This window comes from Terriglobus sp. (genome assembly GCF_965201105.1).
In the GTDB taxonomy this organism is placed as follows: Bacteria; Acidobacteriota; Terriglobia; order Terriglobales; family Acidobacteriaceae; genus Terriglobus.
The window spans coordinates 270,757-297,370 of sequence record NZ_OZ241741.1 but is presented as its reverse complement, the minus strand read 5'-3'; the positions used below and the strand labels follow the sequence as shown (position 1 = coordinate 297,370).

The 26,614-nt window shown below is 62.4% G+C and carries 26 protein-coding genes and 1 tRNA gene; 14 read left to right on the top strand and 13 right to left on the bottom strand.

The window, feature by feature from the left end; all coding sequences use genetic code 11:
• Window positions 1–71: 71 nt before the first annotated feature.
• Window positions 72–1,064, bottom strand: a complete 993-nt coding sequence (locus ACOFKT_RS01230) for an AraC family transcriptional regulator (RefSeq protein WP_419805625.1) — start codon at window positions 1,062–1,064, stop codon at window positions 72–74.
• A 211-nt stretch (window positions 1,065–1,275) separates the two neighbouring features.
• Between ACOFKT_RS01230 and ACOFKT_RS01225 the strand changes: the two genes are divergently transcribed.
• From ACOFKT_RS01225 to ACOFKT_RS01205, 5 genes are all read left to right on the top strand, one after another.
• On the top strand, window positions 1,276–2,169 hold the full coding sequence (locus ACOFKT_RS01225; RefSeq protein ID WP_419805624.1) for an SDR family oxidoreductase: 894 nt from the start codon (window positions 1,276–1,278) through the stop codon (window positions 2,167–2,169).
• 125 nt (window positions 2,170–2,294) lie between these two features.
• Window positions 2,295–3,194, top strand: a complete 900-nt coding sequence (locus ACOFKT_RS01220; protein WP_419805623.1) for a ketopantoate reductase family protein — start codon at window positions 2,295–2,297, stop codon at window positions 3,192–3,194.
• Between the two features lie 62 nt (window positions 3,195–3,256).
• Window positions 3,257–3,913 carry a hypothetical protein gene (locus tag ACOFKT_RS01215; protein WP_419805622.1) on the top strand — a complete coding sequence of 219 codons (657 nt, stop codon included), beginning with the start codon at window positions 3,257–3,259 and terminating at the stop codon, window positions 3,911–3,913.
• 2 nt (window positions 3,914–3,915) lie between these two features.
• The gene (locus tag ACOFKT_RS01210) at window positions 3,916–4,587 is read left to right on the top strand and encodes a lysophospholipid acyltransferase family protein (protein ID WP_419807071.1); all 672 of its coding nucleotides are present in this window, start codon (window positions 3,916–3,918) and stop codon (window positions 4,585–4,587) included.
• Window positions 4,566–5,579 (top strand): phosphatidate cytidylyltransferase, encoded by a 1,014-nt coding sequence (locus ACOFKT_RS01205; RefSeq protein WP_419805621.1) that lies wholly within the window; start codon window positions 4,566–4,568, stop codon window positions 5,577–5,579. The genes ACOFKT_RS01210 and ACOFKT_RS01205 overlap by 22 nt, the downstream gene beginning before the upstream one ends.
• Before the next feature lie 97 nt (window positions 5,580–5,676).
• On the opposite strand, the gene ACOFKT_RS01200 is transcribed toward ACOFKT_RS01205, so the two are convergent.
• The 6 genes from ACOFKT_RS01200 to ACOFKT_RS01175 all read right to left on the bottom strand — a co-directional run bounded on the left by ACOFKT_RS01200 (window position 5,677) and on the right by ACOFKT_RS01175 (window position 8,412).
• Window positions 5,677–6,096, bottom strand: coding sequence for a hypothetical protein (locus ACOFKT_RS01200; protein ID WP_419805620.1), 420 nt, complete (start codon window positions 6,094–6,096; stop codon window positions 5,677–5,679).
• A 292-nt stretch (window positions 6,097–6,388) separates the two neighbouring features.
• Window positions 6,389–6,796 carry a hypothetical protein gene (locus ACOFKT_RS01195; protein ID WP_419805619.1) on the bottom strand — a complete coding sequence of 136 codons (408 nt, stop codon included), beginning with the start codon at window positions 6,794–6,796 and terminating at the stop codon, window positions 6,389–6,391.
• A gap of 52 nt (window positions 6,797–6,848) precedes the next feature.
• Window positions 6,849–7,262 (bottom strand): hypothetical protein, encoded by a 414-nt coding sequence (locus ACOFKT_RS01190; protein ID WP_419805618.1) that lies wholly within the window; start codon window positions 7,260–7,262, stop codon window positions 6,849–6,851.
• 96 nt (window positions 7,263–7,358) lie between these two features.
• A complete protein-coding gene (locus tag ACOFKT_RS01185) occupies window positions 7,359–7,511 on the bottom strand; it encodes a hypothetical protein (protein ID WP_419805617.1) in 153 nt (50 codons plus the stop codon).
• Window positions 7,508–7,744 carry a hypothetical protein gene (locus tag ACOFKT_RS01180; RefSeq protein WP_419805616.1) on the bottom strand — a complete coding sequence of 79 codons (237 nt, stop codon included), beginning with the start codon at window positions 7,742–7,744 and terminating at the stop codon, window positions 7,508–7,510. The genes ACOFKT_RS01185 and ACOFKT_RS01180 overlap by 4 nt, the downstream gene beginning before the upstream one ends.
• Window positions 7,745–7,812: 68 nt before the next feature.
• Window positions 7,813–8,412 (bottom strand): Uma2 family endonuclease, encoded by a 600-nt coding sequence (locus ACOFKT_RS01175; protein ID WP_419805615.1) that lies wholly within the window; start codon window positions 8,410–8,412, stop codon window positions 7,813–7,815.
• A 157-nt stretch (window positions 8,413–8,569) separates the two neighbouring features.
• On the opposite strand from ACOFKT_RS01175, the gene ACOFKT_RS01170 reads away from it, so the two are divergent.
• Together ACOFKT_RS01170 and ACOFKT_RS01165 are read left to right on the top strand one after the other, a co-directional pair.
• The gene (locus tag ACOFKT_RS01170; RefSeq protein WP_419807070.1) at window positions 8,570–10,072 is read left to right on the top strand and encodes an aldehyde dehydrogenase family protein; all 1,503 of its coding nucleotides are present in this window, start codon (window positions 8,570–8,572) and stop codon (window positions 10,070–10,072) included.
• Window positions 10,073–10,376: 304 nt separating this feature from the next.
• Window positions 10,377–10,775: a DUF779 domain-containing protein gene (locus ACOFKT_RS01165; protein WP_419805614.1), complete on the top strand. Its 399-nt coding sequence runs from the start codon at window positions 10,377–10,379 to the stop codon at window positions 10,773–10,775.
• 91 nt (window positions 10,776–10,866) lie between these two features.
• Here the strand turns inward: ACOFKT_RS01165 and ACOFKT_RS01160 are convergent, their stop codons facing one another.
• Together ACOFKT_RS01160 and ACOFKT_RS01155 are read right to left on the bottom strand one after the other, a co-directional pair.
• Window positions 10,867–14,139 carry a DUF3857 domain-containing protein gene (locus ACOFKT_RS01160; RefSeq protein WP_419805613.1) on the bottom strand — a complete coding sequence of 1,091 codons (3,273 nt, stop codon included), beginning with the start codon at window positions 14,137–14,139 and terminating at the stop codon, window positions 10,867–10,869.
• A gap of 152 nt (window positions 14,140–14,291) precedes the next feature.
• On the bottom strand, window positions 14,292–14,891 hold the full coding sequence (locus ACOFKT_RS01155; protein WP_419805612.1) for a Uma2 family endonuclease: 600 nt from the start codon (window positions 14,889–14,891) through the stop codon (window positions 14,292–14,294).
• A gap of 356 nt (window positions 14,892–15,247) precedes the next feature.
• Here ACOFKT_RS01155 and ACOFKT_RS01150 point away from each other — a divergent pair, with 356 nt between their 5' ends.
• The 3 genes from ACOFKT_RS01150 (at window position 15,248) to ACOFKT_RS01140 (ending at window position 20,122) form a co-directional block, all read left to right on the top strand.
• Window positions 15,248–16,531 (top strand): beta-propeller fold lactonase family protein, encoded by a 1,284-nt coding sequence (locus tag ACOFKT_RS01150; protein ID WP_419805611.1) that lies wholly within the window; start codon window positions 15,248–15,250, stop codon window positions 16,529–16,531.
• Window positions 16,532–16,612: 81 nt separating this feature from the next.
• On the top strand, window positions 16,613–17,908 hold the full coding sequence (locus tag ACOFKT_RS01145) for a lactonase family protein (protein ID WP_419805610.1): 1,296 nt from the start codon (window positions 16,613–16,615) through the stop codon (window positions 17,906–17,908).
• Between the two features lie 135 nt (window positions 17,909–18,043).
• A complete protein-coding gene (locus ACOFKT_RS01140; protein ID WP_419805609.1) occupies window positions 18,044–20,122 on the top strand; it encodes a M13 family metallopeptidase in 2,079 nt (692 codons plus the stop codon).
• 321 nt (window positions 20,123–20,443) lie between these two features.
• Here the strand turns inward: ACOFKT_RS01140 and ACOFKT_RS01135 are convergent, their stop codons facing one another.
• From ACOFKT_RS01135 to ACOFKT_RS01125, 3 genes are all read right to left on the bottom strand, one after another.
• Window positions 20,444–20,938, bottom strand: a complete 495-nt coding sequence (locus tag ACOFKT_RS01135; protein ID WP_419805608.1) for a hypothetical protein — start codon at window positions 20,936–20,938, stop codon at window positions 20,444–20,446.
• A gap of 43 nt (window positions 20,939–20,981) precedes the next feature.
• On the bottom strand, window positions 20,982–21,869 hold the full coding sequence (bla, locus tag ACOFKT_RS01130; RefSeq protein ID WP_419805607.1) for a subclass B3 metallo-beta-lactamase: 888 nt from the start codon (window positions 21,867–21,869) through the stop codon (window positions 20,982–20,984).
• 63 nt (window positions 21,870–21,932) lie between these two features.
• Window positions 21,933–22,346 carry a cupin domain-containing protein gene (locus tag ACOFKT_RS01125; protein ID WP_419805606.1) on the bottom strand — a complete coding sequence of 138 codons (414 nt, stop codon included), beginning with the start codon at window positions 22,344–22,346 and terminating at the stop codon, window positions 21,933–21,935.
• A gap of 81 nt (window positions 22,347–22,427) precedes the next feature.
• Here ACOFKT_RS01125 and ACOFKT_RS01120 point away from each other — a divergent pair, with 81 nt between their 5' ends.
• The 4 genes from ACOFKT_RS01120 (at window position 22,428) to ACOFKT_RS01105 (ending at window position 25,884) form a co-directional block, all read left to right on the top strand.
• Window positions 22,428–22,934, top strand: a complete 507-nt coding sequence (locus ACOFKT_RS01120) for an asparaginase domain-containing protein (protein ID WP_419805605.1) — start codon at window positions 22,428–22,430, stop codon at window positions 22,932–22,934.
• 453 nt (window positions 22,935–23,387) lie between these two features.
• A tRNA-Leu gene (locus ACOFKT_RS01115) sits at window positions 23,388–23,472 on the top strand.
• A gap of 17 nt (window positions 23,473–23,489) precedes the next feature.
• Window positions 23,490–23,903: a DUF3467 domain-containing protein gene (locus tag ACOFKT_RS01110; protein ID WP_419807069.1), complete on the top strand. Its 414-nt coding sequence runs from the start codon at window positions 23,490–23,492 to the stop codon at window positions 23,901–23,903.
• 166 nt (window positions 23,904–24,069) lie between these two features.
• Window positions 24,070–25,884, top strand: a complete 1,815-nt coding sequence (locus ACOFKT_RS01105) for an ArnT family glycosyltransferase (RefSeq protein ID WP_419805604.1) — start codon at window positions 24,070–24,072, stop codon at window positions 25,882–25,884.
• Between the two features lie 214 nt (window positions 25,885–26,098).
• On the opposite strand, the gene ACOFKT_RS01100 is transcribed toward ACOFKT_RS01105, so the two are convergent.
• Window positions 26,099–26,566 (bottom strand): hypothetical protein, encoded by a 468-nt coding sequence (locus ACOFKT_RS01100; RefSeq protein WP_419805603.1) that lies wholly within the window; start codon window positions 26,564–26,566, stop codon window positions 26,099–26,101.
• Window positions 26,567–26,614: the final 48 nt, after the last annotated feature.

The window sequence follows — 26,614 nt, the reverse complement described above, 5'->3', positions numbered from 1 at the left end:
ACAGAGCGGCAAAGCGGCCAGAAGAGCTGCGATGAGAACGGATATGCGCAAGGGATGTGAACTCCTTCCGCTCAGGCGTGGGCGGATGCTTCGTGCAGCCCGTGCGGGCGGGTTGGGATCTGGTTGTGACGCGCGACGGCGCTTGCGGGTAGCACTTCGGATGGTTCGCCGCGGCGGAACTGGCGTGGCGAGCTCTGCATCACGCGGCGAAAGGCCTTGCCAAACGCGCTTTCCGAGTCGTAGCCGAGCGAGCCTGCGATCTCCGCAAGCGAATCTCCGGAGTTGCGGAGGCGGTCACCGGCGCGCAGCATGCGCCAGCGGGTCAGGTACTCCATGGGCGTGGCGCCGACGGTGGCTTTGAACCGTTCGGCAAACACGGAGCGCGACATGCCGACGCGGCCGGCGAGCTGCTGCAGCGTCCACGGCCGGCCCGGGGCGTCGTGCATAGCGGTGATCGCGGCGGCCATGTGCGGGTCAGACAGCGCGAAGAGCCAGCCGGCGCCGTTGGCCGGGTCCGACAGGTGCAGGCGCAGCGCCTGGATCAGCATCATGAAGGCGAGCTGCTGCGCGATGAGCGAGCCGCCGGGCTGCGGATCGCGAAGCTCGTCGGCCATGCGCTCAAGCGACCAGCGCATCGCTGCTTTGTCGGATTCGCTCTGGATGTGGACGATGGGTGGCAGCGACTCGAGCACCATGCGGGCCGGGCCGCCTTCCAGGGCGAAGTGACCCCCGGCGAGATAGCAGCCGTTGCCGTCCTGTGGCGGAGGAGCCTGAATGAACTTGCCTTGCGCGCGCACGTCCTGAAAGTCGACAGGCGTGAGTGACAGGTCGGTGGTGATACAGAACGGGAGGCCGCGCGGCAGCAGGTAGCACTCACCGGCGGTCAGCAACACCGGTTCTTCGACGCCGTCCACCGAAACCCAGCAGTGGCCCGCGATCATGGCATAGCACTTGATGCCGGGGTGCTTGCTGAACCGGATGGAGACATCGCCGTTGACGAGGTACCCGCCGGACATCAGGCTTTGTGGTTTCAGCAGAGCGAGCACTTCCGAGAGCGGATCCACTTCGGTTCTCCTGGGGCGCGTGCCGGGACAGGGTTGGGAATCTGGTTGTGCCGGACGCCTGGACCGGTTTTGCGGACGGGCAGCATAGATCGTCCGCTCACCGCAGCCCATCTATCTGGATGCGCGACAAACCGTCGCGGTCCACCCACGAAGCCAAAATTCGTGAAAGGACCGGAGCGAGCGAGTTTGACGCCTGGGCAAGGAGAGAACCATGCGAATATTTCTAACGGGTGCGACGGGCTTCATTGGGTCCCGCATCGTTCCGGAGCTCTTGGAGGCCGGTCATCAGGTGCTGGGTATGACGCGGTCCGACGAAGGCGCGCAGAAACTGCAGGCCGCCGGCGCAGAGGTGCATCGCGGCGACCTGGAAGACCTGGACAGCATGCGCAAGGGCGCAACCGGCGTGGATGCTGTAATCCACTGCGCGTTCGATCACGACTTTTCGAACTTCGTGGCAAACACGGAGAAGGACCGGCGCGTGATTACGGCCATGGCGGACGCGCTGGTGGGATCGGACCGTGCGTTAGTCATTACCTCCGGCGTGGGCATCGGCGCGAAGACGCCCGGGCAACCGGCAACGGAAGACTATTTCGACAAAGATCATCCGAACCCGCGCAAGGCTTCCGAAGAGGCCGGTCACGCGGCGCTGGACCGTGGGGTGAACGTAAGTGTGGTGCGGCTGCCGCAGGTGCATGACACGGAGAAGCAGGGCTTGATTACGCCCCTGATCGCAATGGCGCGCAAGGCCGGGCTGATTGGCTACGTGGGAGAGGGGCAAAACCGCTACGCAGCGGCTGCCGTGCTGGACGTAGCGAAGCTGTACCGGCTGGTCGTGGAACGCGCCGAGCGCGGCAGCGTTTGGAATGCGGTCGCCGAAGAAGGAGTGCCTGTGCGTGACATCGCCGAGGTGCTGGGCGCCGGGCTAAAGATTCCGGTGAAGTCACTTTCTGAGGAGGAGACCAGACAGGTCTTTGGCTGGATGAGCGCGTTTGCCGCTATGGATATCTCAGCTTCAAGCGCCTACACACAGAAGACGCTGAACTGGAAACCAACCGGACCAGGACTTCTGGAGGACCTGAGAAAGATGGATTACTTCAACATCTAATCAGAGAGGTGTCGAGCGGCCAACTTAGGGCCGCCCGACACGTCACACGCGATTCGGCAGTACAACGGTGAATCTTTTGCCGCCTACGGGCGGATGTGTTGACTGGTATCTATCGAGGTGTATGCATGAATGATCACGGGCACGCCGCATCTTCACGCCTGACCATCGCTGTCGTGGGGGCGGGCTCGATCGGCAGCACCTTTGCCTACTACCTGGCCCGAGCCGGGCATGACGTCACGGCCGTGGTGCGACCGGGTTCGGCGCGGCTGCAGCAGCTACGGCGTGATGGCGGCGTGGTGCTGAAGAATAGCGACAGGGCCGCAGTTGCGGTCACCGATGCGTTGGACGAACGCACAGCGTATGACCTGGTCGTGGTGACTACACTGGCGTACCAGGCGGAGGCATTGCTTCCCGTGCTCCATCGCAGCGCTGCGCGTTCGATTCACCTGATGTTTAACAACTTTCATCCGGAAGCGATGCGGGACGCCATCGGGGTGGACCGCTGCACTTTTGGCATGCCGTTCGTTGCAGCTTCGCTGGACAGCAGCGGCAAGCTGGACGCAACCGTGAGCGCGGGACGTAAGACGCTGCACGGCGACCGGCGCTGGGCCGACCTGTTTACAAGCGCAGGCGTGCCGTCGCGGTATGAAGCGGAGATGCCGCTGTGGTTGCGCTGCCATGTGCCGCTCTGCCTGGGCTTTGAAAGCATCGCGTGGATGGCGGAGCAGAAGCACGCCGGTGCCACGTGGGGTCAGGCGATGCGCGTGGCCCACGGCGTGCATGGAGCATTCTCCTTGGTGAAGGCTCAGGGCACGACGCTCTATCCAACCTCAAAAAAGTTGCTGGACGCCTTGCCAGATGCCGTGCTGGCGGGCATGCTTTGGGCATTCTCGCGCAATCGCAAATTTCGCGAGTTGCTGGCGACCGGCGCGAATGAATGCAGGGCGTTGGTGGACGAAATGCAGGCTGCCGTGCCGACCGACACGGCGGCATCGCGTGCAGTTGCGGCAATGCGGCCATCCTGAGAGGGCGCGGAGCCATCCGGTATGCTGTGCTGGACTGAACCCATCCGCTGCACAGGGGGACGATGGCTGAGGAACTGGAAGGCAGGCGGCCGATCAAAACCCGCGACAGCGGGTGGGCCAAAGCGATCGCAAGAGCGCTGAGCCGGACGGCAGTCACGCCGAATGCGATCTCTGTGCTGAGCGTCGTGTGCGCCGCAGCGGCGGGCGCGTGCTTCTTTTTGTCGGAGGGCAGTGCCGGCGCGGCGCGGGTTGCGTTGCTGGTGGGCGCGGCGGTGGCGGTGCAGGCGCGGCTGATCTGTAACCTGCTGGATGGCATGGTCGCCATTGAGGGTGGCAAGGCTTCCAAAACTGGCGGCATCTTCAACGACCTGCCGGACCGGTTTGCGGACCTGTTGATTCTGGCGCCCGCGGGGTATGGCCTGCTGGGATGGCCGTGGGCACGCGAGCTGGGCTGGCTGGCCGGAACACTTGCCGTGCTGACGGCGTATGTGCGGATGCTCGCCGCGTCGTTGGGGCTGCCGCAGGACTTTCGCGGGGTGATGAGCAAGCCGAAGCGCATGGCGGTGATGACGGCGGCGGCTTTGCTTTCGATCGGTGAGCCTTTGCTGCACGAGCGCGGCGGCGTGGTTTATGCGGCGTTGCTGGTGGTGGCCGTTGGATCAGCGGTGACGGTGGTGGGCCGGACGGTGCGCATGGCGCGCCTCTTGGAGAGCCGTTGACTGTGCCGACGAGGAGTGCTGGACCCTCTGCGCTGGCTGCGGGGCTGCTCGCGGGTTCGATCCGCCTGCTGACCGGCGTGCGGGCCGAGTGGACGGGCGACCTGCCCACCACGGAGCAACGCGTCTACTACGCGAACCACAGCAGCCACCTGGATTTTCTAGTGCTGTGGGCGGCGCTGCCACCGGACGTGCGCGCGGTGACGCGGCCGGTTGCGGCAGCGGATTACTGGTCGAGCGGCATCCGCGCTTGGCTCGCAAAGCAGGTGTTCCGCGCGGTGTTGGTGGATCGCGGCGTGCAGGCGGTCAGCGAGATGCTGCACGCGGCTGGCGGCGATAAAGCCGAGGCGCGGCGGCAGACCGTGCGTCCTCTGCTGGATGCGCTCGCGGAAGGCTCGTCGCTGGTGTTTTTCCCGGAGGGCACGCGCGGCAACGGCTACGAGGTCAGCCCCTTCCGCAGCGGCCTGCACACACTTTGCGAGGCAGTTCCCGGGCTGAAGCTGGTGCCGGCATATCTGGGAAATCTAAGCCGAATGCTGCCCAAGGGTGAAGTGCTGCCCGTGCCGCTGGTGTGTACGCTGCAGTTTGGGCCGTGCGTCAGCCTGGCAGAAGGCGAGAACCGGAAGAAGTTTCTGGACCGGGCTCGGGAGGCGCTATGCACGTTGCGCAGGGATTAGGGCGTGAGCTGACGGCGCTGCTGCTGACGCGGCAGATGGGTGTCTACCACCCCAACACGTGGGACCCAACCCTGGTGCACGCGCTGCTAGGCGTGCTCGCAACGCTGGCCGTGGCGACCTTGATTGGGCGCGCGCTGGAATGGCGCGGGCGCAGACATGGCTCCAGTCCCGCGGCGCAGAAGACGATTGCAAACCTGAACGCACGGCTGAACGCCTGGTGGGTGATGACGATCGTCTTCGGTGTGGCGCTGCTGAGCGGTTGGGTGGTGTCGCTGCTGCTGTTCGGCCTCCTGTCGCTGCTGGCGTTGCGCGAGTACATCACGCTAGTGCAGACACGCCGCGGCGATCACCGGGCGCTGTTCTGGATCTTCTTCTTCGTCACCCCGCTGCAGTACCTGTTCGTCGGCATCCGCTGGTACGGCATGCTGAGCATCTTTATTCCGGTCTGGGTATTTCTGCTGCTGCCCACGCGCATGGCGATGGCGGGCGACACGGAAGACTTTCTGGGCCGGGCGGCCAAGGTGCAGTGGGGTCTGCTGATCTGTGTGTACTGCGTAAGCCATGCGCCGGCGCTGATGATTCTGCGCGTCGGTGGCCCAAGGCTGCTGCTGTTTCTGGTCATCGTGGACCAGATGAGCGACGTCCTGCAGTACTGCTGGGGCAAGCTCGCCGGGCGGCATCCAATTGCGCCCAAGGTGAGCCCGAACAAGACGGTGGAAGGCACGATCGGCGGCGGCCTGAGCGCGGTCGGCCTCGGCGTTCTGCTGCGTGGACTCACGCCGTTCAGCCCGTGTGCGGCGGCGGGCATCTCGCTGGTAATCGTGATCATGGGCTTTGCTGGCGGGCTTACGCTGTCGGCCATCAAGCGCGACCGCGGCATCAAGGATTACGGCACCCTGATCGCCGGACACGGCGGCATCCTGGACCGCATCGACTCTCTATGCTTCGCCGCGCCGGTGTTCTTTCACCTGGTGCGGTACTTCTACGAGTAGCGACGGCCCGTAACATGGCCCAGCCGCCGGTGAACTTACGAAAACAACTGCCCAGGATCTTGGTGTCTCCACCACGCCGGTGCGGGAGAACGCCTGCCTACATTTTCTGGCACCCAGGAATGTGCTCGTCCATTCCCCTGAAGCACGACTGCGTTCCTACCGTATGGTGCGTCGTATTGATGTGATTGGCAGAGTCACATTCGATGCGCCGGGCCACATTGGGGTCGTTCGCGGGGTAGAAGGGGCCGTCGAAATCACCCTCTGGGCAATGCGCGTGAAGCCGCTCATTCGTCGCACTGGGCCGGACGAGAGGCAAGGCATTGCAGGCGATAGGCTGAGGCTGAACCGTCAGTGCCGACGTCACCAGCAGGTCGTGGTTCATGCTTGCAATCACGCTATTTTGGTGAACGTCGCCTGGGCCGAGAGTTTGGGCCCGGCTTCCCGGAAGGAAAACAAGCAACACGAAAAGGAGCAAAAAACGCGACGTTGCCACGACATTCTCCTTGCTTGCCATCATGCGGGGAGAGTAGCACTTACGGGCCGCCGAGGTCACGCCCGTCTTCTGCAGAAAATGTCGCCGTTTGTTGCCAGCCCACTATAACGTTTTGCACGTCCCGCTTGACCAATGTCTGCGAGGAGGAGCAGTGTGTTTGCGGTGATCCCGCCGCAGGACGCGGCGGTGTGAAAGGAAACAGTGCCGTCACCCAGGCCGCGATCACGACAGACCAGCGAAGTCCCACCCTCGCTTTCATAAACACTGTCGCATTCTGGTCACACCGCTGGTAAACAGTGATTCCTACTGTTCGAACTTACCGTCTTATTGCGCCTCTCTTCTCTACAGCAAGGTGAGCGAGAGCGAACAACGCAATCGCGCACCGGCCGAACATCTCCCACATGGGCTCGGCGAGCATGTTACGGAATAGGTTGCGTTCCTGTACGAGAGACCAGTAGGTCGACGCCTGCATGATGGCAAACGTTGCGGCGATAACGGCAACCCCCGTCAACAACGGTCGCAGGCGGGGGAAAAACCAGTACGCCAAGGCTCCCGCAACGTACGCAACGAAATAGAGCAGGGAGCCTTTTGCGAGCGCCAAAGCTGCGATCAGAGGCTGACCAAGGCTTAAGTAAATTCGAATGAGGTAGCTCGCAAAATACAGTGAGCAGAGTGCTGTCAGAACCGCTGCCACCACCACGCAAGATTGCAAGATGCGATCCAATATTGCTTGTCTCATTGCGTTGCCCTCCGCATCCGTACCAGTCAGCCGAGAGCTAGGTGCGGACTCGATTTACGCGCTCCGCGATGACGTGCGCCATGGCAAGCACTGAGACCGCGCACCGGCCCGACGTCTTCCAAACGCCTTCTGCCAGAATGTTGTGCCAAAGATTCAGTGTCTCCAGATGATGGACATAGGCCGGTAGCTGTACTAAACCGGAGATCGCCATGAAGACGGCCGCAAGGAGAATGAGCGGTCGCAGCCCGGGCACACGCAAGTAGAGCAATCCGGCGGCCACATAGGCTGCCGACCATCCAATCTGTGGCAGGGCCATGTGGATGCCAGCAGGCCAGCCCTGCCCGTGTGTGACATACAAAACTAGAAGCCCACCAGCGATGCGCAAAGGGAACAGGGCCGTGATCCAGGCCGCGATCACGACCGACCAGCGAAGTCCCACCTTCATCCTCATTGACGCTGTTTCATTCTGGCCAAACCGCTCGTGAGCAGCGAATTCCCCTTACCGTTTGACCTCCTCGTCTTGCTGCGCCCCTCTTCTCCCCCACGATTAAATGCGCGATAGCGAGCAACGCAATTGCGCATCGGCCGAACATTCCCACATGGGCTCGGCCAGCAGGTTACGAAAAAGATTGCGCTCCTGCAAAGACCAGTAAGTCGGCGCTTGTGTTACGGCGTAAACGGCGGCAATGGCAGCGATCACCGTGAGTGCAGGCGCAGCCGCGGAGCGAACGCATAGAGCAGCGCCGCGGTTAAATAGACGGAGACCACCCACAGCGCACCATTGACAATGTACAGGGCGTGAAAAAGAGCCTGGCCATGACTGATATAAAGCCAAATCATCGATCCTGCGAAGTACAACGGACAGAATGCAGTGAGAAGCGCAGCGATCACGGCACAGATCAGGAGCGGGCGTTGCAAGGTTACAGGGTTCATTGGGCTGCCATTCGCATCATTGCCAGGCCGCCGGTGTCTTCCACCTGGTGCGCTATTTGTACGAGTAGCTAGGCGGTAAAGATGCGGTCGAGCGGAAGGACGAAACCTGCGACCGGGCCTTCGCCTTGGACCTGCGAGATGTTCTCCAGGCGTTCGGGTTCGCGGTTCGGGCGGTAGATGGTCACGACGCGATCGATTGGGTCGATCAACCAGGCGAGTTCTACGCCGTTGCGCATCCACATTTCCATCTTCTCCGTAACCATGTCAAGCCGGTCTGTGGGGGAGCGAAGCTCGACAACGAAATCCGGCGTGACCGGCGCGTACCGTTCCTGCTGCTGTGGCGTGAGTGCATTCCACTTCGCTTCGGCAATCCAGGCAAGGTCGGCCGCGCGCACCGACCCATCGGGCAGGGTGACGCCCCCCTCGGATTCCAGAGGGGTGCCCCCGCCGGTCTGTTCCAACCACTTCGCAAACTCTGCATTCATCCAGAAATTCTTCGCGGAGGTTTTCGACCCACTCGGGCTCATGACGATCAGGTCGCCTTTCTCATCCGTTTCGACGGGGTATAAACGGTTATTTGCCGAAAAGGTGAGCAACTCGTCCTCGGACAAGGGGCGAGGTGGCTGGATGCGTACGGGAAAGCCAAGTCCTGAAAGGTTCAGCTCCATCCGTTCAGCATACGCCGGAAAGGGCCAGACGCTTGACCAACGTCTACGCGCGGGAGCAGTGTGTTTGCGATGATTTCTGCCCGGTTTCGGGCGGCGCGAAAGGAACATGCATATGGCAACAGCGATGCCCCCCAGCAGCGGCAACAAGGTCGGACCGATGACCTACGGCTATAACGTGCCCTTCCGCAAGCGGTACGGCAACTACATTGGCGGCGAGTGGGTAGAGCCGGCCGGTGGCGAGTTCTTTGAAAACATCACACCCGTAACCGGCCAGGTGCTGTGCGAGGTGCCGCGGTCGCGCGCCGCCGATGTGGAGAAGGCGCTGGATGCGGCGACGAAGGCAAAAAAGGCGTGGGCGCGGACGAGCGTCACCGAGCGCTCAAACATTCTGCTGAAGATTGCGCAGCGGATTGAGGACAACCTGGAGCTGCTGGCGCACGCCGAGACTTGGGACAACGGCAAGCCGATCCGCGAAACCATGGCGGCCGACATTCCGCTGAGCGCGGACCACTTCCGCTACTTCGCGGGCGCGATCCGGGCGCAGCAGGGCGGCATCTCGGAGATCGACGCTGAGACCGTCGCGTATCACTACCACGAGCCCCTTGGCGTGGTCGGCCAGATCATCCCGTGGAACTTCCCGATCCTGATGGCGGCGTGGAAGCTGGCACCAGCGCTGGCCGCCGGCAACTGCGTCGTGCTGAAGCCGGCGGAGCAAACGCCCGTCTCAATCCTGATGCTGATGGAGATCATTGGCGACCTCCTCCCGGCCGGCGTTCTGAACGTGGTGAACGGCTTTGGCCGCGAAGTCGGCAAGGAGCTTGCCACCAACCCGCGCATCAACAAGGTGGCGTTTACCGGCTCGACGGTAACGGGCCGCATGATTATGCAGTACGCGTCGGAGAACATGATTCCGTTCACGCTGGAGCTGGGCGGCAAGTCGCCAAATATCTTCTTCGAGGACGTGCTGGACGGCGGCGACGACTACATCGATAAGGCGATCGAGGGCCTGGTGCTCTTCGCGTTCAACCAGGGCGAGGTGTGCACCTGCCCATCGCGCGCTCTGATTCACGAGAGCATCTATGACCGGTTCATGGAAAAGGCGCTGGCCCGCGTGAAAGCGATCAAGCAGGCCAATCCTCTGGATGCGGACACCATGCTGGGCGCGCAGGCGTCGAAGCAGCAGTTCGACAAGATCATGAGCTATCTGGACCTGGGCAAAAAGGAAGGCGCGGAAGTCCTTGTCGGCGGTGACGCGGCAAAGCTGGAAGGCGACCTGAACGGCGGCTTTTACGTGCAACCGACCATCTTCAGAGGCAACAACAAAATGCGCATCTTCCAGGAGGAGATCTTCGGACCGGTGCTTTCGGTCACCACGTTCAAAACCGACGACGAAGCGTTGGATATTGCGAACGACACGCTCTACGGCCTGGGCGCGGGCGTGTGGACCAAGAACATGAACCGGGCATACCGCTTCGGCCGCGGCATCGAAGCCGGGCGCGTTTGGACGAACTGCTACCACCTGTACCCCGCGCATGCTGCCTTCGGCGGGTACAAGCAGAGCGGCATCGGACGCGAGAACCACCTAATGATGCTGGACCACTACCAGCAGACCAAGAACCAACTGATCAGCTACAGCGACAAGAAACTGGGGCTGTTCTAAACGGTTGGCGCCTTGGCTCTCGCAGAAGCCATTCAGATCTTCGCGTTGGCTCGTTGTGAACGCAGGTGTTTTCGGAAGGGCACAGCTGTTGGCTTGTTCCGAGGTGAAATGTTTCGGAAGGGCATAGCTTGACTCGTTTCGGAAGTAACTGTTGCCGGAAGGGCACAGCTTTAGCTGTGCCAAACCATCGCTCCCTTCTCCATTCTTTTCACTCGCTCGCCTACGGCGAGCGAGTGAAAAGAATGAGTCGCAGCTTACGGCATAGCTGAAGCTATGCCCTTCCAATAGCGGAATAAGGGTATTGATGCTGCAAACTCCTCAACGCGGAAGCACCATCCCCGAACAAGTCACCGCCACGCCTGCGGCTCTCGCGCTGATCGCGGAGCTGCAGGCCGAGCACGGGCCCGTCATGTTCTACCAGTCCGGCGGATGCTGCGAAGGCTCGGCCCCGATGTGCTTCCCGGAGGGCGAGATGCGCATCGGCAGCCGCGACGTGAAGCTGGGCGAGATCGGTGACGCGCCGTTCTATATGTCGGCGCAGCAGTTCACATATTGGAAGCACACGCAGCTGGTCATCGATGTGGTGCCGGGCTTCGGCGCGGCGTTTTCGCTGGAAGGGCCAGGCGGCCTGCAGTTCCTGACCCGGTCGCGCGTCTTCACAGACGCCGAAATCGAAACGCTCCGGGTAACCGGGCGGATCTAATCTCCGCTCTACCAATTCTGGTAAATGCTGCGTCTCAGCACCGCTCTTCCGCGACTCTCCAATGGACACGCCGCGTCAGAGCGCAGACCACTTACTGGTCAAGCTGCACGCTGCAGGCACCACCCTTGCAGACGAGCGAAACGGCGTGGAACAGCGCCGCTGCCTGGTCCGGCGGGAACAACGCGGCGAGCTTTGCCTCCCGCACTTTTGCATCCTGCGCAGGCGTGGTGCTGCCAGGCAGCGGCTTGACGCGCAGGACATGGTCGCGCGTGAAGAGGATGTCATACAAAGCCGTGCCGGACAGGTCAGTCGCTCCCGCAAGTGGAAACGTGCGCTCGGCCGCAAGGAACTGAGCCGGGTCTTTTCCGCCGAAGTCGACTGGGCGCTTCTGCCGGGCCGCGTTCACCTTTGCGTGCAGGGTTGCGGAAGTGTCCGGCGCGCCACGCGAGACCAACTCGGCAAGCACGTAGTGGCGGTTGGCTTCCAGATTCTTATGCAGGGCCATCTGCACATCGCCAAGGTGTTCGCCGATCTCCGCATTTGGACGGTTCCGCCATGCGGGCCCGATATAGGTTTCGGCTTCGGCGAACTTGCCTTCCTGGTACAGGATCCACCCCATCGTGTCCCAGGCGGCGGAAAGCAGGGTGGAGGCGTTACGCATGGTCGCGGCCGACTCATCGCCGGTCCAGCTCAGCGTTTCCGCGCCGAGTTTTTTCAGCACGTCACGCTGCGTTCTTTCCGCCAGCGGCAGCTGCCTGTGCGCCTTGGCCAGTTCGTAGTCAGCGTCGTTGGATTGCAGCGTTGTCGCGTCCGCCTGGATCAGGTGAGAGAGCGTTTCCACGCCGGCGTTGTCGCCTCCGCGAACCTGCGCTTCGCCAAGGAGCAGCTGGTAGTCGTTGCCTTCGCGCACGTCACCCGGCAGCGCCGCAGTGCCCTCCCTGGCGGCGGTTAGCGCGGCCGCATTGTCGCCGCTGGCCCAGAGCACGCGAACCAGGGTGGCGCGTGGTTCCAACTTGTCGGGCGAGGCAGCGACCCAATCGCGCGCCGTTCCTGCCGCTGTTTTCGGGTCAGCCGCTATCTGCAACCCGATCAGGTTGCGCCAGGCGAAGTCAGACCGCGGGTACAGCTCCACCTCTTTGCGATACAGCCTCATGGCCTCGGCAGAATTGCCACGCCGCGCTGCAACAACGCCCAGATTGCCCGACAGGAACTCCTGATTTTCGTTGAGCGCCTTCGCCTCGTTCAGGTCCTTCTCCGCGGCGTCTACATCGTTCTGCCGCAGCTTGTCGGCACCACTGCCTACCAGGCGGGCAGCCTCTGCCAGACGCTCGGCCTGGGTTTTGGCTTTGGGCGGGGCGGGACCGCCAGCGGCCTGCGCGGCTGCACTTGTTCCGGCTTGCCCGGCTCCATTCGCGCGCTGGTTCCCGGGTGGAACGAGTTGCAGATAAGGCACGGAACCGGCACCCGCGGCGACGTACCACTTCTGGTACTGCTTCCAGTCCGCGGCCGGAACCTCGTCGCTCAGGATTGTGGTCCTGCGCTCGGCGTGCAGCGTGCGGCCGTCCAGCCGGTAGGTGGTATCGATGCGCACCTGCGGCAGCTGCTGGTGTACAGCCTCCGGCAGTTCAGCCGACCATCCGTCCGGCAACCGCACATCCGTAACGCTTTCCTCCACTCGCGGCAGGCCCAGGTGAATGCTTGAGACTGGCGGCTGCTTTTCATCGATCGCCGGCACTTCCGTCGGGCCAAAAATTGCAGTAACGCGGTTGTCTCCCCAGTCCGCATCGTGAACGCGGTGGTAGTGGAACAGCATCGTGAGCGGCTTTTCCTGATCGTGGAGGTTGTCGATTACGGGGTCGCTGGTGGTGCCGCCAAAGCCGAGCCCTGCCATCAGCTTCTGCACGAACTCAGGGTATTGCGCGGGCGACGCCTGGCGAAGCAGGCTGCGCAGCAGAACCTCGCTGTCGTCGTGAAAGCGATACACAATTACGGAATCAGAACTCAGGTCCTTGTCGACCGTGGTCTTCACCGCAAGCGTCGAGAAGGGCGCAAAGGGGTATCCGGCCGGCGTGCGTTCCACCTTTGCCGGCGCTGCCAGGGGTACCACCAGCGCGTCCTTATTGCGCAGCGGCGGCACAAGCACCTGGAATGCCGCGACCTCCGAAGTTGAATCCAGCCAGACCGGCGTGCCGTCCAGCGTCAGATGCGTGATCAGGTGGTTGAACGCCGCCGGCGAGGGTACGGCGGCGTTGAAGCGCACACCGGCGCCGATCAGAACGGCGTCCGGCTGCTCGCCCAGCGCAAGCAGCATGGACGCGAGCAGTGTGTGCTTGTCCTTGCAGTCGCCGTACTGGTTCTGCAGCACTTCAGAAGCGGCGTGCGGCTGGTAGCGGCCCACGCCCAGGGCCACACCGACATAGCGGATATTCGACGCGACCCAGTCGTAGACGGCGCGCACCTTGTCCTGCTCGGTTTCACTGTGCGCGGTAATCTGCGCGACCCTGGCGCGGACGGCGGCGTCCGGCTGCATGCGGTCGCCTTCCAGGCCGCGGTACCACGCACCTACGGAGGCCCAGTCCGGGAAGGTGGTAAACGCTACGTCCGGCAGCCGTCCCTGCGCCGCGTCCAGTGTCTCGTCCGCGGTCAGCAGCTTGCCCTCCTTGGCCTTCTTCGCGGCTTCGGCTTCTTTGCCCACGGTCGGTTCCACGGATCGCCATTGCCAGCGGTACACCGTTTCTTCGCCCTCCGTGGTCCGCTGCGGGGAAACATGGTCGGCGGGGTTCGTCCACACATTCACGGCGGTGCGGGTTGGCAAGCGCAACTCGATCGACTGGTTCAGCGTGACCAGGCCACGAACGAACGGCATGGCGCCCCAGAACTGGTTCGGTGCCTCCGCTTTTGTTACCGTGACCCGGGTCTGCCACTCGACGGTGTCGCCCACCTGCAAACCGCGTACGGGCACCTGCTTTTGCTTCAGGTCGCTGTAGAAAGGCGCTTGCTGCGTTACGGGAGGTGTCTGGTCCTGCACGTCGGTCAACGGGGTGTCGATCACGGAGCCGTCCGGCAGGCGGACACGCACATACACGAACTCCGCCGTCTGCGAGGCAGAGGCATAGGTCACGCCCACCACGCCAAAGTTGCGAACCGCCGCCTCCGATTGCACGGTGAACGCCTGCGACTCGGTACGCATTCCGGTGCCGTCCGCGTTGAACTGCACAACACTCTTCGCGTCGCGCAGCACAATCGGCTCCTGCGCAAACTGCGAAGGTGCGGCCTCACCTGGAGGGGATCCGGCCTGCTGAGCAAGGCTGGCGATCGGCAGAGAAAGGGCGCACAGGGCGACCGCAAGAAGGCAGAAGCGCATAAAGAAATGGATGGGAGCCAGACTACACGTCCCCTTCTGTATTGTGCGCAACGTTTTTCAGCCCCGCGCTGTCCCGGAGCGACGCGCAGGTGATCGCCGATCTTTATGAGATGAAAGCCGGCGGCGGCATTGGTCGAGCCGTCCGATACCGCTTAGGCAAAAATGCGATCCAGCGGAAGCACGAAGCCGGCCACCGGGCCTTCGCCGGCCACCTGCGAGATGTTATCCAGGCGCTCCGGTTCGCGGCCGGGCCGGTATATGGCGACGGTCCTGGTCTCCGGGTCGATCAGCCACGCCAGATGCACTCCGTTGCGCATCCAGATTTGCATCTTTTCTTTGAGTAAAGTCAGAGAGTCTGAGGGAGAACGCAGTTCCACAACAAAATCCGGTGCTCCCGGTCCGAACTTTTTGCGCTGTTCGCGGGTCAGGTGCTGCAGCCGATCCGCTTTGATCCAACCTGCATCGGGAGCGCGCACCGAACCGTCCGGCAGACGGTACCCGCCGTTGGAATCTGTGACGGTTCCTGGGTAGCCCATTTCTCGATTCCAAAGCTGTAATGCGAATACGATTTCGACATTCGCGTCGGAGCCTCCGATACCCGTAGGACTCATGATCAGGATGTCTCCATTGCTGTCGAGTTCGACAGGAAAGCCCTTGTGTTCCGAGCTAAAACGCATAAGGTCGTCTTCCGAGAGGGGCGTCGGCGGCGTGATGCGGAGGGGCAACGGGAGACCGGCAAAGGTAAGCTCCATGGCAAAAGTCTACGCCTAGGAACTGTGCGGCTCGATCCGGGAGGTACGGGGACGGGCTGTCGGCGGAATCTACGCCGCGGCTGCTACCGTCGCGCAACCCGGCACGTCAGACTGACACGCTTGTGCAAGCAACGTGCCGGGCCGCAATGCCGGGCACCGAACGTAAGGCCGTGGGCCGGTGGCGCAAATTGCACCCGGCTCTTACAATGGAAGAGCACGTTTCCGGCGTCCGGTCCAGGAGCAGGATGCGGAGACAAACGGGGCTGTGCGCGATCTCCATGGCCCTTTTAGGAAAGTTCGCGCCCCTTTTTCAGCGGAATACTGCGAAAAGGTTTAGCGCCACAAAGGATCTCTGAATGAAGTTAAGCAGGAATGGCCGGTGGTTGCTGGCCTGTGCGGTTTCGATTGCCATGGTGCTGGGCGTAAGCGCATGCGGAAACGGAACCATCGGCTACTTGTGGGTGCTGGCTGGGCAGAGTTCCTCCAACACCATCGGCAACGTGATTACCGGTTACAAGATCGATAACAACACCGGCAACCTGACGGAAATCGTTCACTCGCCCTTTACGGCGGGCGCGGGTGGCAGCGGCGCGCCGCAATACGCGGTGGTGGTTCCGGGTGGCCGTTACCTGTACACGGTCAACCTGAACGAAGCCAAGAACTCCGTGGTGCTGTTCAGCGTGGGCGGCGACGGCGTACTTGCCGCGCAGCAGGAGTACGGCACCGTGGGCGCGACGCCCGCGTGGTTTGACCTGTCCGGCAATTACTTATACGTGCTGGACCGCGTCTCGCCGGCCCGGGATGCCAGCGGCAAGGCACCGGCCTGCACCTCGCCCACCATGGCGAACAACACCGCTCCCTGTGGCTCGGTGGAGGTGTTCTCCGTCGACACCACCACGGGCCTGCTGACACCGGTGCTGAACAACACGATCAAGATCAATAACGTCGCGACCAGTTACTTCCCGGTTGGGCCGAACCCGTCCCGCATCAGGGCAGTGGGCGGCAGCGTCGTAGTGCTGAACGGCGACGATACCACGACCATCTTCGGCGCGAGCTCAAATGGTCAGCTGACCACCACGGCGAACAGCCTGCAGATCCTCGACCAGAGCGCGTCCACGAACTTCACGTCCATGACGACGGGCGGCAGCTACCTGTACCTGACCGACGGCACGCACAACCAGATCAACCAGTACACCGTAACCAACGGCGTCCTGCAGCCCGGCGCCGGCAGCCCGTTCGCCAATGTTGTGCCAAACACGACGCCGGTATGGACGTTGACCGCTTCGGACGGCACCAGCCAGAACTACTTGTACGTCCTGAACTCGGGGTCGTCCACCGCGAACCAGGGTGCCGGGTCCATCTCTGCTTATTCCATCGACTCCGCGAACGGGCGCCTGACCGCGCTGGGCAACGTAAGCGGCAGTGCCAGCTCGAATTCGCAATACACCACCGGCGCGAACCCCGTCTGCATGGTCAGCGATCCGACCAACCGTTACGTGTACACCTCCAACGCAGACGGCACGGTAACCGGCTTTCTGCGGCGTCAGGGAATCGGCGGCCTGTCTCCATTACGGCGCGGTTCACAGTTCACCGCCAACGGCAAGCCGACCTGCCTGGTCGCAAGCGGCATCACCAGCTAAACGATCCATCACGGGGCCGCCGCATAGAGCGCGCGGCCCTCGCCACTTTCCAAGCTCCCTGTAAAGGTGAAACACAAGCGCATGAAGTTCAACACTCTGGGCCGCATCTCCGCCGCTCTTCTCTTCCTTGCCGTCTGCTTCGGCCTGTCGTCGTGCAGCCGCACCTACACGGTCGGGTTCCTGTATGTGCTGTCGTCGCGCGGCACGGCGGGTGACCCAAACGGCACGATCAACGAGTACGGCATCGACTACCAGACTGGCTCCCTGCTCACACTGGCGTCGAGCGGGCAGTCCACGCAGGGCCGGAACCCGGTCAACCTGGTCATCAGCCCGAACCAGAAGAACGTTTACGTGATCAACCACGACGATTCGACCATTCAGTGGTTGAAGATCGGCACGGACGGTAAGCTGTATCCGCAGAGCGTCACGCAACTGGACGGCATTTTTCCGACCGGCATCGCCCTGTCCGCGGACAGCGGCTATATGTACGTAACCTTTACGTATCGCAAGACTTCGCTGACGGCAAACAGCGGACCCGGCGGTGTGGAGGTTTACAAGCTGGGCACGCCGGGCGCTGACGGTGGTATCTCCATCGGCTCACCGGTCGCTTCGGGCGGCAACAACTACTTCCCGGCGGGCGTGAACCCGGCCAGTCTGGCGGTGGGGCCGAACCTGTCCAACACCAATGCCTCCGACATCAACAACGCGGCTTGCGTGACCACACCCGCGAACTGCAGCTCATTCGTCTACGTCATCGACCAGGACCCGACCACCTTCAACAACCTGCTGGTGTACAAGCGCGATATCGGCTCGGGCGCGCTGACCCCGATCGGCAACACCGTAATCGGTTCGGCGGCCTCGCAGGGTTATCTTTCGGGCGTTACGGCCAGCTCCGTGGCGGTCGCACCGCGCGGCATCTTCGTCTACGTGGCAGACAGCGCGTCGAACCAGATCATCGGTTATACCGTCACGGGCCCCGGCACACTGACCGCCATGACCGCCGGGCCATTCGCCACAGGCTCCCTGCCGGTAAGTATGACCATCGACCCGCGCGGCAGGTTCCTCTACGTGGTTGACCAGAATGACAGCAACATCGCCGGCTACGTGATCAACGCCAGTTCCGGTGCGCTCAGCGCTTCGGGCACCGGCCGCACACCGCTGGACGGCACACGGCCCACCTGCGTCACAATCGAGAACGCCCTGGGCATCTACATGTACACGTCGAACTTCGATTCCGGGAACGTCAGCGCGTTTCAGCTGAACAGCACTACCGGCACGCTGGCCAGAATCCGCAACTCGCCTTACCCCGCTTCGGCTGCTCCCAGCTGCGCGGCCGCCGTCGCGAATGGCTCGCACGCAACCCAACTGATCCAGTAACCGCACACGCACGCAAAACCCAAAGGCCCCGCTCCGGCGGGGCTTCTGGGTTTTGCGAATCGCTTCACATCAAATAGCGATATTCTGCAAGCAACAGGCTGCACGTTTTGCCTTTCCCAATCAAGGACATGGTTCATGCCGAGTGTTCGTAAGGCAGCCCTCGCGCTGCTTCTTTCCGCCTCCGCGGCAACTGCGGTGGCCCAACACATCACCCTGCCCAACGGTATCGTCACGGGCGCCGACACGGCCGTGCCCGCTCCCGTCAAGCCGGTTTCGCTGGACGTGTCCGCGATCGATAAAACGGCCGATCCCTGCAACGACTTCTACGCGTATGCGTGTGGCAACTGGACCAAGTCCCATCCGATCCCGGCGGACAAGCCGGCTTACGGTTCATTTACCCAGCTGAGCGACTACAACCGCTACTCGCTGTACCAGTTGCTGGAGCAAGCCGCCAACCACCCCACCACGCCGCTGCAGACCAAGTACGGCAACTACTACGCGGCCTGCATGAATGAGCCGCTTGAGGACAAGCTGGGCACGGAACCGATCAAGCCCACCCTGGCGCAGGTCGATGCGCTGAGCGACAAGGCGAAGCTGGCCACGCTGGTGGGTCAGCTGGAGGCGCAGCGTGGGTACGGTTTCTTCTACGGCTTCGGCGCCGAGGAGGACCAGAAGAACTCCACCGTGCGCATCGCCACGCTGAACCAGGGTGGACTTTCGCTGCCCGACCGCGATTACTACCTGCAGGATGATGAGCGCAGCAAAACCATCCGCGCCAAGTACCACGACATTGTCATGCAGATGTTTACCCTGCTTGGCGACACACCGGACAAGGCGAAGACAGAGGCCGATGCCGTGCTGCGGGTTGAAACCGCGCTGGCCAAGGGCTCCATGGATCGCACCGCAATGCGCGACCCGGACAACGTCTACCACGTCGAAACCGTTTCGCAGCTTGAGTCCAGCAGCCCTGACTACCATTGGGCCGACTTCTTCGCGGCGCTGCACACCCCGGACTTCCAGAAGCTGAACGTGGCCCAGCCGGAATTCTTCACGGCCATGAACCAGGTCATTGCAGACACCAGCATTCCCGACCTGAAGAGCTACCTGACCCTGCACGTGGTGGAAGCCCAGGCACCGCGCCTTTCCAAGCCCTTCCGCGATCTGGCGTTCTCGCTACAGCAGACGCTGATGGGGACCCCGAAGCAGCAGGATCTGTGGAAGCGCTGCACCATTGCGACCGACAGTGCGCTGGGCGAGGCCGTGGGCCAGGAATGGGTAAACAAGTACTTCCCCGCCAGCAGCAAGGCGCAGATGAACGACCTCATTCACGCGCTGGAAGTGGCGCTGGGCAACGACATCGACCATCTGGAATGGATGACGCCCTCGACCCGGGTAGAAGCTCGCAAGAAGCTTGCCGCCTTCCGCCAGAAGATTGGGTATCCAGAGACCTGGCGCGACTACAGCACCTTGACCATCAGCCGCGATGACGCCGTCGGCAACGCCGAGCGCAACTCTGTTTTCGAAGATCGCCGCGATCTGAACAAGATCGGCAAACCGGTAGACGAAAAGGAGTGGGGCATGACCCCGCCCACGGTAAATGCCTACTACAACCCCGCGCAAAACGACATCAACTTCCCTGCCGGCATCCTGCAGCCGCCCTTCTTCGATCCGAGCCTTGACAAAGCCGTGAACTTCGGGTCCATCGGTGTGGTGATCGGGCACGAGATGACGCACGGCTTCGACGACGAGGGTGCGAAGTACGACGAGACCGGCAACGTGCGCGACTGGTGGACCAAGGAAGACAAGGCCGCCTTTGACCAGCGCACCCAGTGCGAGGTGAACGAGTACGGCAACTTCGAGCCCGCACCCGGCGCCAAGCTGAATGGCAAGCTGACCTTGGGCGAGAACACCGCTGACAACGGCGGCCTGCGCATCTCCTACGCCGCACTGCACTCAGAGATCGACGGCACGCCGGCCGCAACCAAAAAGATCGACGGCTTTACGCCCGACCAGCGCTTTTTCCTGGGCTATGCCCAGGTGTGGTGCGAGAACCGGCGTGAGGCGTTCAGCCGCATGATGGTCAAGGTCGACCCGCACTCGCCCGGTAAATTCCGCACCGACGGCGCCGTGCAAAACTTCGACGCCTTCGGCAAAGCCTTCCAGTGCAAGCAGGGTTCACCCATGTACCCCACCAACAGCTGCCGCGTCTGGTAGCTCCAATCCACTGCAACCACAACAACAGAAAGGGCCCGGCATCGCCGGGCCCTTTCTAAATCAATCAATGTACGTATAAAAAACTTGTCATTTCGACCGAAGCCCCACAGCTTCACCGTGGGGCGCAGTGGAGAAATCTGCATTTCTGCCAGCACCCGCAGGCATTGTGTGCGTGAAGAAATCCGTCAGAGAGAATACCTGGCCCGCTCCATTCGCATCCTTACTTTACCTTGAGAAGACACAAGGTGAGCTAGCAGCATCACCCGTGGGCTGAGCCCACGGCTCCCTTCCAACGGCCCCAAGATTGAGTGTCGACACACCCTAGCCTGCGATCTTCTCCTGCAGCACGGGCAGATATCCCTCCTTGCAGAGCATGTCTATCTGGTGGCGGTCCGGCTCATGCTTGCGGACGTACTCCACGATCTCAGCTAGGAAAGGGTCCCGGTACGGAACCTCCAGGTAGCGAGCCTCGGGATACTTCGGGTCATCCGGCGGCGAGAGAGAAATGCTGAACTCATCTGGCGCGTCGTCATCGTATCGTCCTCGCGCCACCCGCGTGCCGTGGGTGAACGTGAAGTACATGCCGGAGTAGTGGTAAGTACAGGAACCTCCCTCGGTTTCCTGGTCCGTGTCCAGGAACCGTTCTGTTTCAACAGTCAATGGATCGGAAGAGAGGGGCGGGTAAGACTCCAGTTCGCGGATATAGAGATTTTCGCGATGTGAACGTGCCGCCGACGCCTCGGATCTGGTCTTACGCAACCTGAGAATCAAAACAAACATGGCCGCCGAGGAAAGCAGCCTGGCGATGGCGATCAAACCCTGGTGCACAAAGATGCCTTTCGCTGCTTCAAGCCAAGTCTCATCTGGCAGCCTGTTGCTGCTGCAGACGCTGCGCAAACGCCTGCTGCGCGGTCGAGATCAACTGCTGGTAGCCCGCCGGATCGATCCAGACACGTTCCCCTTCTCGCGGCAATCTGGTGAGTTTCTGCTGCATGTCGAAATACACGCCGTGCGCACCCAGAAAAATATCGCACGGCAGCGCGCGCAGGGTCGCGAACGTGTGCTGAAAGTCCTGTGCGATTCCAGGGTACGAAGCGACGTGACCGGGCGCCTCGATCAGACGGTAGTCACTCAGCAGACTCACGCCGCCAACGATGACCACATGCAGCGTGCGCCCAGCGGCAGACGGCACGTCAAAGGTCCAAGTGGTGCAGCCGCGGGTGTGACCACCGGTGCGATGTGCAATCAGCGTGGTGCCACCCAGCGTTACGGGGTCGCCGTCGTGCAGCACGCGGGCGACGTGCACCGCAGGGTACGGCTTCACCTCATGCGAGAAATCGTCACGGCCGCCGTGCTCCTCGATGTTGGCGTCGTACTCCATCGTCATCACGCGCGCACCCGTTTGCTGCGCGATCGTTGCGGCGCCGGCCACGTGGTCAAAGTGGGCCTGGCTGTTCAGCAGGATCTTTGTATCCGCCCACCGAAAACCGAGCTGCTCCACGCTGCTGCGGATCTGCGGCGGCGAGCTTTCCAGGTTCTGATTGATCAGGATGTTACCCTGCGGCGTGGCGACCAGGAAAGCAGCCAGGTCGCGGCTGCCCACGTAGTACAGATTGCCGGCGATGCGGAACGGCTTCTGCGCTGCGGTCCAGTCTGCCGGGTCTGCGGCATGCGCTGCCACACACCCGGCAAGCGCAAGATAAAGCGCCACAACGGAGTACAGGGACAGACGAACACATGCGCGCATGGTTGAGGTGTACACGATACCGCGCGGCTGGGTACAGCCCGGTCCGCACAGGGAGCTGCTGATTTAGGTACGCGGCGGTGCGGAACGCGTGTACTGCTCATCCGACACCTGCTCCAGCCAGTCCACCGCCTTACCATCCAGCCGCTCCTGAATCGCCAGGTGCGTCACCGCCGTGTTCGCCGTTCCACCATGCCAATGCTTCTCCCCGGGTGCGAACCACACCACGTCGCCCGGCCGGATCTCCTCGACGGCCTCGCCTTCGCGCTGCGCCCAGCCCAGACCCGCCGTCACATACAGCGTCTGCCCGAGCGGATGCGTGTGCCACGCGGTACGCGCGCCCGGCTCAAACGTGACCAGCGCACCACCAACGCGCGCGGGCTCGTCCGCTGTGAATGGCTGGTCCAGCCGCACCGTACCGGTAAACCAGTCGGCGTTGCCGGCGGACGATGGCTGCGACCCATTGCGCGTGATCTTCATAGCGCCATTGTCTCGCACGTTGTCTCGCACGATCCCTTGCAGCCGCGCCGCACCATCCACGGGCGCTACGATGAGAAGGCAATGCGACGCGTCCACATTCTGACCACCGGCGGCACCATGGAAAAGCGCTACATCGAGCAGAACGGCGAGATGCGCAACACCGAGCCGCAGATTGACCGCTGCCTCAAGCTACTGCGCCTGCCCGAACTTGAAATCACCGTCAAGCAGCTGATGAACAAGGACTCGCTCGACATGACGGACGCCGATCGCACATGCATCGCCGGCCATGTCGCCGACGCCGCCGCGCAGGGCCTGCCCGTCCTCGTCACCCACGGCACCGACACCGTCGTCGAAACCGGCAAAGTCGTCGCGGCGCACCTGCCGGACCTACAAACCTCCGTCGTCTTCACCGGTGCCATGACGCCCTTCGGCATTGAAGGCTCGGACGCCATGCAGAACCTGACCGAAGCCCTGCTGGCCACACAATTGGTGCGCCCGGGCGTCTACCTCAGCTTCCACGGCGAGGTCTTCCCAATCGCGCAGGTCCGCAAAGACCGCGAACACAGCCGCTTCCTCCGCACCCCTTAGGCCCCGCACGCCAACCCAGACCTCGCGCCCGTTCCTCCCACCACGCCCGCCAATCCCCACCCATTGTCATTTCGACCGGAGCAGGACAGCTTCATCGTCCTGCGCAGTGGACTCGGTGCTTGCACCGAAACCTGCATTTTCCCCACTCCCCAACCAGCAATCGCTCGCCTTCACCCTTGTCATTTCGACCGGAGCAGGACAGCTTCACCGTCCTGCGCAGTGGACTCGGTGCTTGCACCGAAACCTGCATTTCCTCGCACCCCAACCAGCAATCGCTCGCCTTCACCCTTGTCATTTCGACCGGAGCAGGACAGCTTCACCGTCCTGCGCAGTGGAGAAACCCGCATTTCCCAATCGCCGAGCGCAAGCAGCAGTAGCCCTCAGGCCACTGAGTCCGTCACGCTTATAACCCTGCTTTCGCCACTCCCGCACCAGTTAGACTAGAACCTGTGTGCGGGAGTGGCGAAATTGGCAGACGCACTAGACTTAGGATCTAGCGGAGCGATCCGTAGGGGTTCAAGTCCCCTCTCCCGCACCATCGAACGATCCTTGGAAGTGGCAGCGCGAAACTTCTTGCCGGCAACGGCAACGGTCGTGCACCGCTCCATCCCGCGCCGCGGCGCAGATTTCTACGTGAAGAAGGAACATCCAATGGCCGATCAGAACGAACCCACCATTCGCGTGAGCGAGAGCGAAGATTACAACGACCTGTACTCCAACAGCGTGCAGATCAAGATGAGCGTCTGGGACTTCCACCTGGTGTTTGGCACCATGTCGTCGGCGTCGCCCGAGGAAGTCAGCTTCACCTCAAAGCAGGGCATCTACCTGAGCCCGCAGCAGGCCAAGGCCCTGTTCAACATCCTGGGCCAGAACCTGGCGCAGTATGAGGCGACCTTTGGCGAGCTGAAGCTGGAGCCCAGCTACCAGGGCGGCAACGGCACCGGTCCAAACGGCGGTTCCATTAATTAAACCGGCGGGCGTTTCGGGGTGAAGCGCTCGATCTTCTCCGAAACGCCGCTTGCCATCCAAAGTGTCTTCCTGACCCTGAGCTTGCCGCAGGGAAAGGACCTGCTTCTTCCGGATCCGCAAGACCCCATCCGCAAGCAGGCAGGTCTGAACGCATCAGGAATTCTCCTTGGAACAACGCACCTCCAACCTGTCGCATCACGATCGTCCCCGGCGTCATGAATCGCGGGAGCGGCAACGTGTCCTGTCGCTGCCGCTCCTGTTTCCGCCCCTGTTTACGGCCATCTACCTTCTGCACTGGCCGCTGCTGCGCCTGCCCTACTTCTGGGACGAGGGTGGGTACTACATTCCCGCAGCCTGGGACTTCTGGCGTCTCGGCACTCTGATCCCGGTCTCCACCGTGCGGAACGCACACCCGCCGCTGCCCTCCATCCTGCTGGCCGCCTGGTGGAAGCTGACAGGCTTCCATATCTACAGCACGCGCCTGCTGCTGTGTCTGGTCACCACCCTCGCTCTGCTGGGCGTCTATCGCCTTGCCCGCGGACTCACCGGCCAGTCCGCCGCCCTCGCTTTGACCGGCCTGACCGCCATCTACCCGGTCTGGTTCGCGCAAAGCACCCTCGCCCACGCCGACATGTTCGCTGCCGCCGCTACGCTTTGGGCACTCTCGTTCTACTTCGAAGAGATCTCCGGCCGGACCAATGACTTCGAAGAAATCTCTAGCCGTACCAATCACGCGCTCACCAGCCTTGGCCGCAGCATGAACATCGCCCTGTGCTTCAGCCTCGCCGTCCTCAGCAAGGAAACCGCCATCGTCACGCCAGCGGCCCTCTTCCTGCTCGAAGCATTCCGCTGGTGGCGCAACCGGTCCCGCTCTTCTCAAATAGCCTCTGTGGCTGACAACAAAACGGTCATTTCGACCGAAGCAGGACAGCTTCACCGTCCTGCGCAGCGGAGAAACCTGCATTTCGCTGGCACCGCCAAACCCGCCCCCACGCCCCCAACTGGGCCCCTGCGAAAGCAAACCGGCCAAGCGGCCCTGATCGCCGCTCTTGCCTTCCCGGCCCTGCCGCTCGCTTGCTGGTACGTCTACCACCGCCTGAAAACCGGCTTCACCTTCGGCAATCCGGAATACCTGCGCTACAACGCTACCGCGAACCTGTCGGCCATCCGCGTTCTGCTCTCGCTCTGGCACCGGCTCATCCACCTCACCGTGCACATGAACCTGTTCGTCCCGGTACTGCTGACCGTGGCCACCCTGATGCTTCCCACGCTGCCCAACCGGCGCAGGCTGCCCTCTGGCACCACCACCAGCATCGTCGTGATTCTTGCAGCCTACTGGATCGCCTTCAGCGTGCTCGGCGGCGCCCTGCTCACGCGCTACCTGCTGCCGGCCTACCCGCTCGTTCTGCTGCTCTGCATCGACACCTGGCAGCGCCGCGTTAGCAAGTGGTACGTGCTGGCCGGCCTGTCGCTGGCCGGCTTTGCCGCAGGGTGCATCGTGAACCCGCCCTACCCGTTCGCACCAGAGGACAATCTGGCCTACGCCGACATGATCCGCTTGCAGCAGCAAGCCATTCAGCAGATCGAGCAGCGAGCCCCCGGCGCAACCGTTCTGAGCGCCTGGCCGGTCACCGCCGACCTGCAGCGCCCGGAGCTCGGCTACGTGCAGCAGCCGATGAAGACCGCCGAGATTCAGAACTTCACGCGTGAGGAAGTCGCCAAGGCTGCGCAAATACCCGGCAATTACGACGCAGCCATCGTCTTTTCCACGAAGTACAACCCGCCCCCGGGCGGTCTAAACCTGGCGACGCGCACCAACGCAGCAGACACTCGCTACTTTGACGCCCATCGCGACCTGCTGCCCGCCGAGGTCGCCCGCGCGCTCGGGGGCACCGTGGTCTGGCAAGCAGAGCGTAAGGGCCAGTGGGCCGCAGTGCTGCGCTTCAATCGCAGCTACGACGCAAAAGCGCGCCCTCTTTAGAATTGTCATTGCGACGGAGCAGCATACCGTCGGAGCGCCTTATCAGGATTATTATTTCGACCGGAGCAGGACAGCTTCGGAGCAGTTTCTCTATACTTGTCATTTCGACCGGAGCAGGACAGCTTTACCGTCCTGCGTAGTGGAGAAACCTGCATTTTTTCTCGCGCGGCACACTCGTCTAAACCTAACCCCACACGGGACAAAGCAGACCGCGCTACTTCACCTTGGCAATGCGAATCGTGCTGTGAAGCGCCTTGTAGCACGGCACCAGTTCCGTACCGCGGGACTGCAGTGAATCGCGTGCCGACCCGCTGAAGACCACCGCATCTGTCGGTGCCAGGTAGATCTGCGTCCCCGGCACATCGCACTCGGGCTCTCGGGTCACGCGCATGGTGAACAGTGTGCGGTCGCGCAGCAGTGAATCACGAATCGGCAGACCGTACCCTGGGTACTGATCGATCAGCCGCACAAACTGGTGATCGCCCTGCTTCGTTTGCAAATCCGCCAGGTAAACCTCCTGGTTTCCTGCAAAGCTTTGATGCGAAGAGCTGCTCACCGCCAACAGCGTCACTTGCGCCGCCTCGGGCCGGCTCTGATTCATAAACGGCGAAGGCCGCTCCGCCGCCGAAGACATCGCCGCGGCCAAACTCATCACGATCGCCGCCCCCTGAACTACTCGCATAACCCTAACCCCACACCTTTCACAGTGTAGACTCCTCGGAAAAGCCGA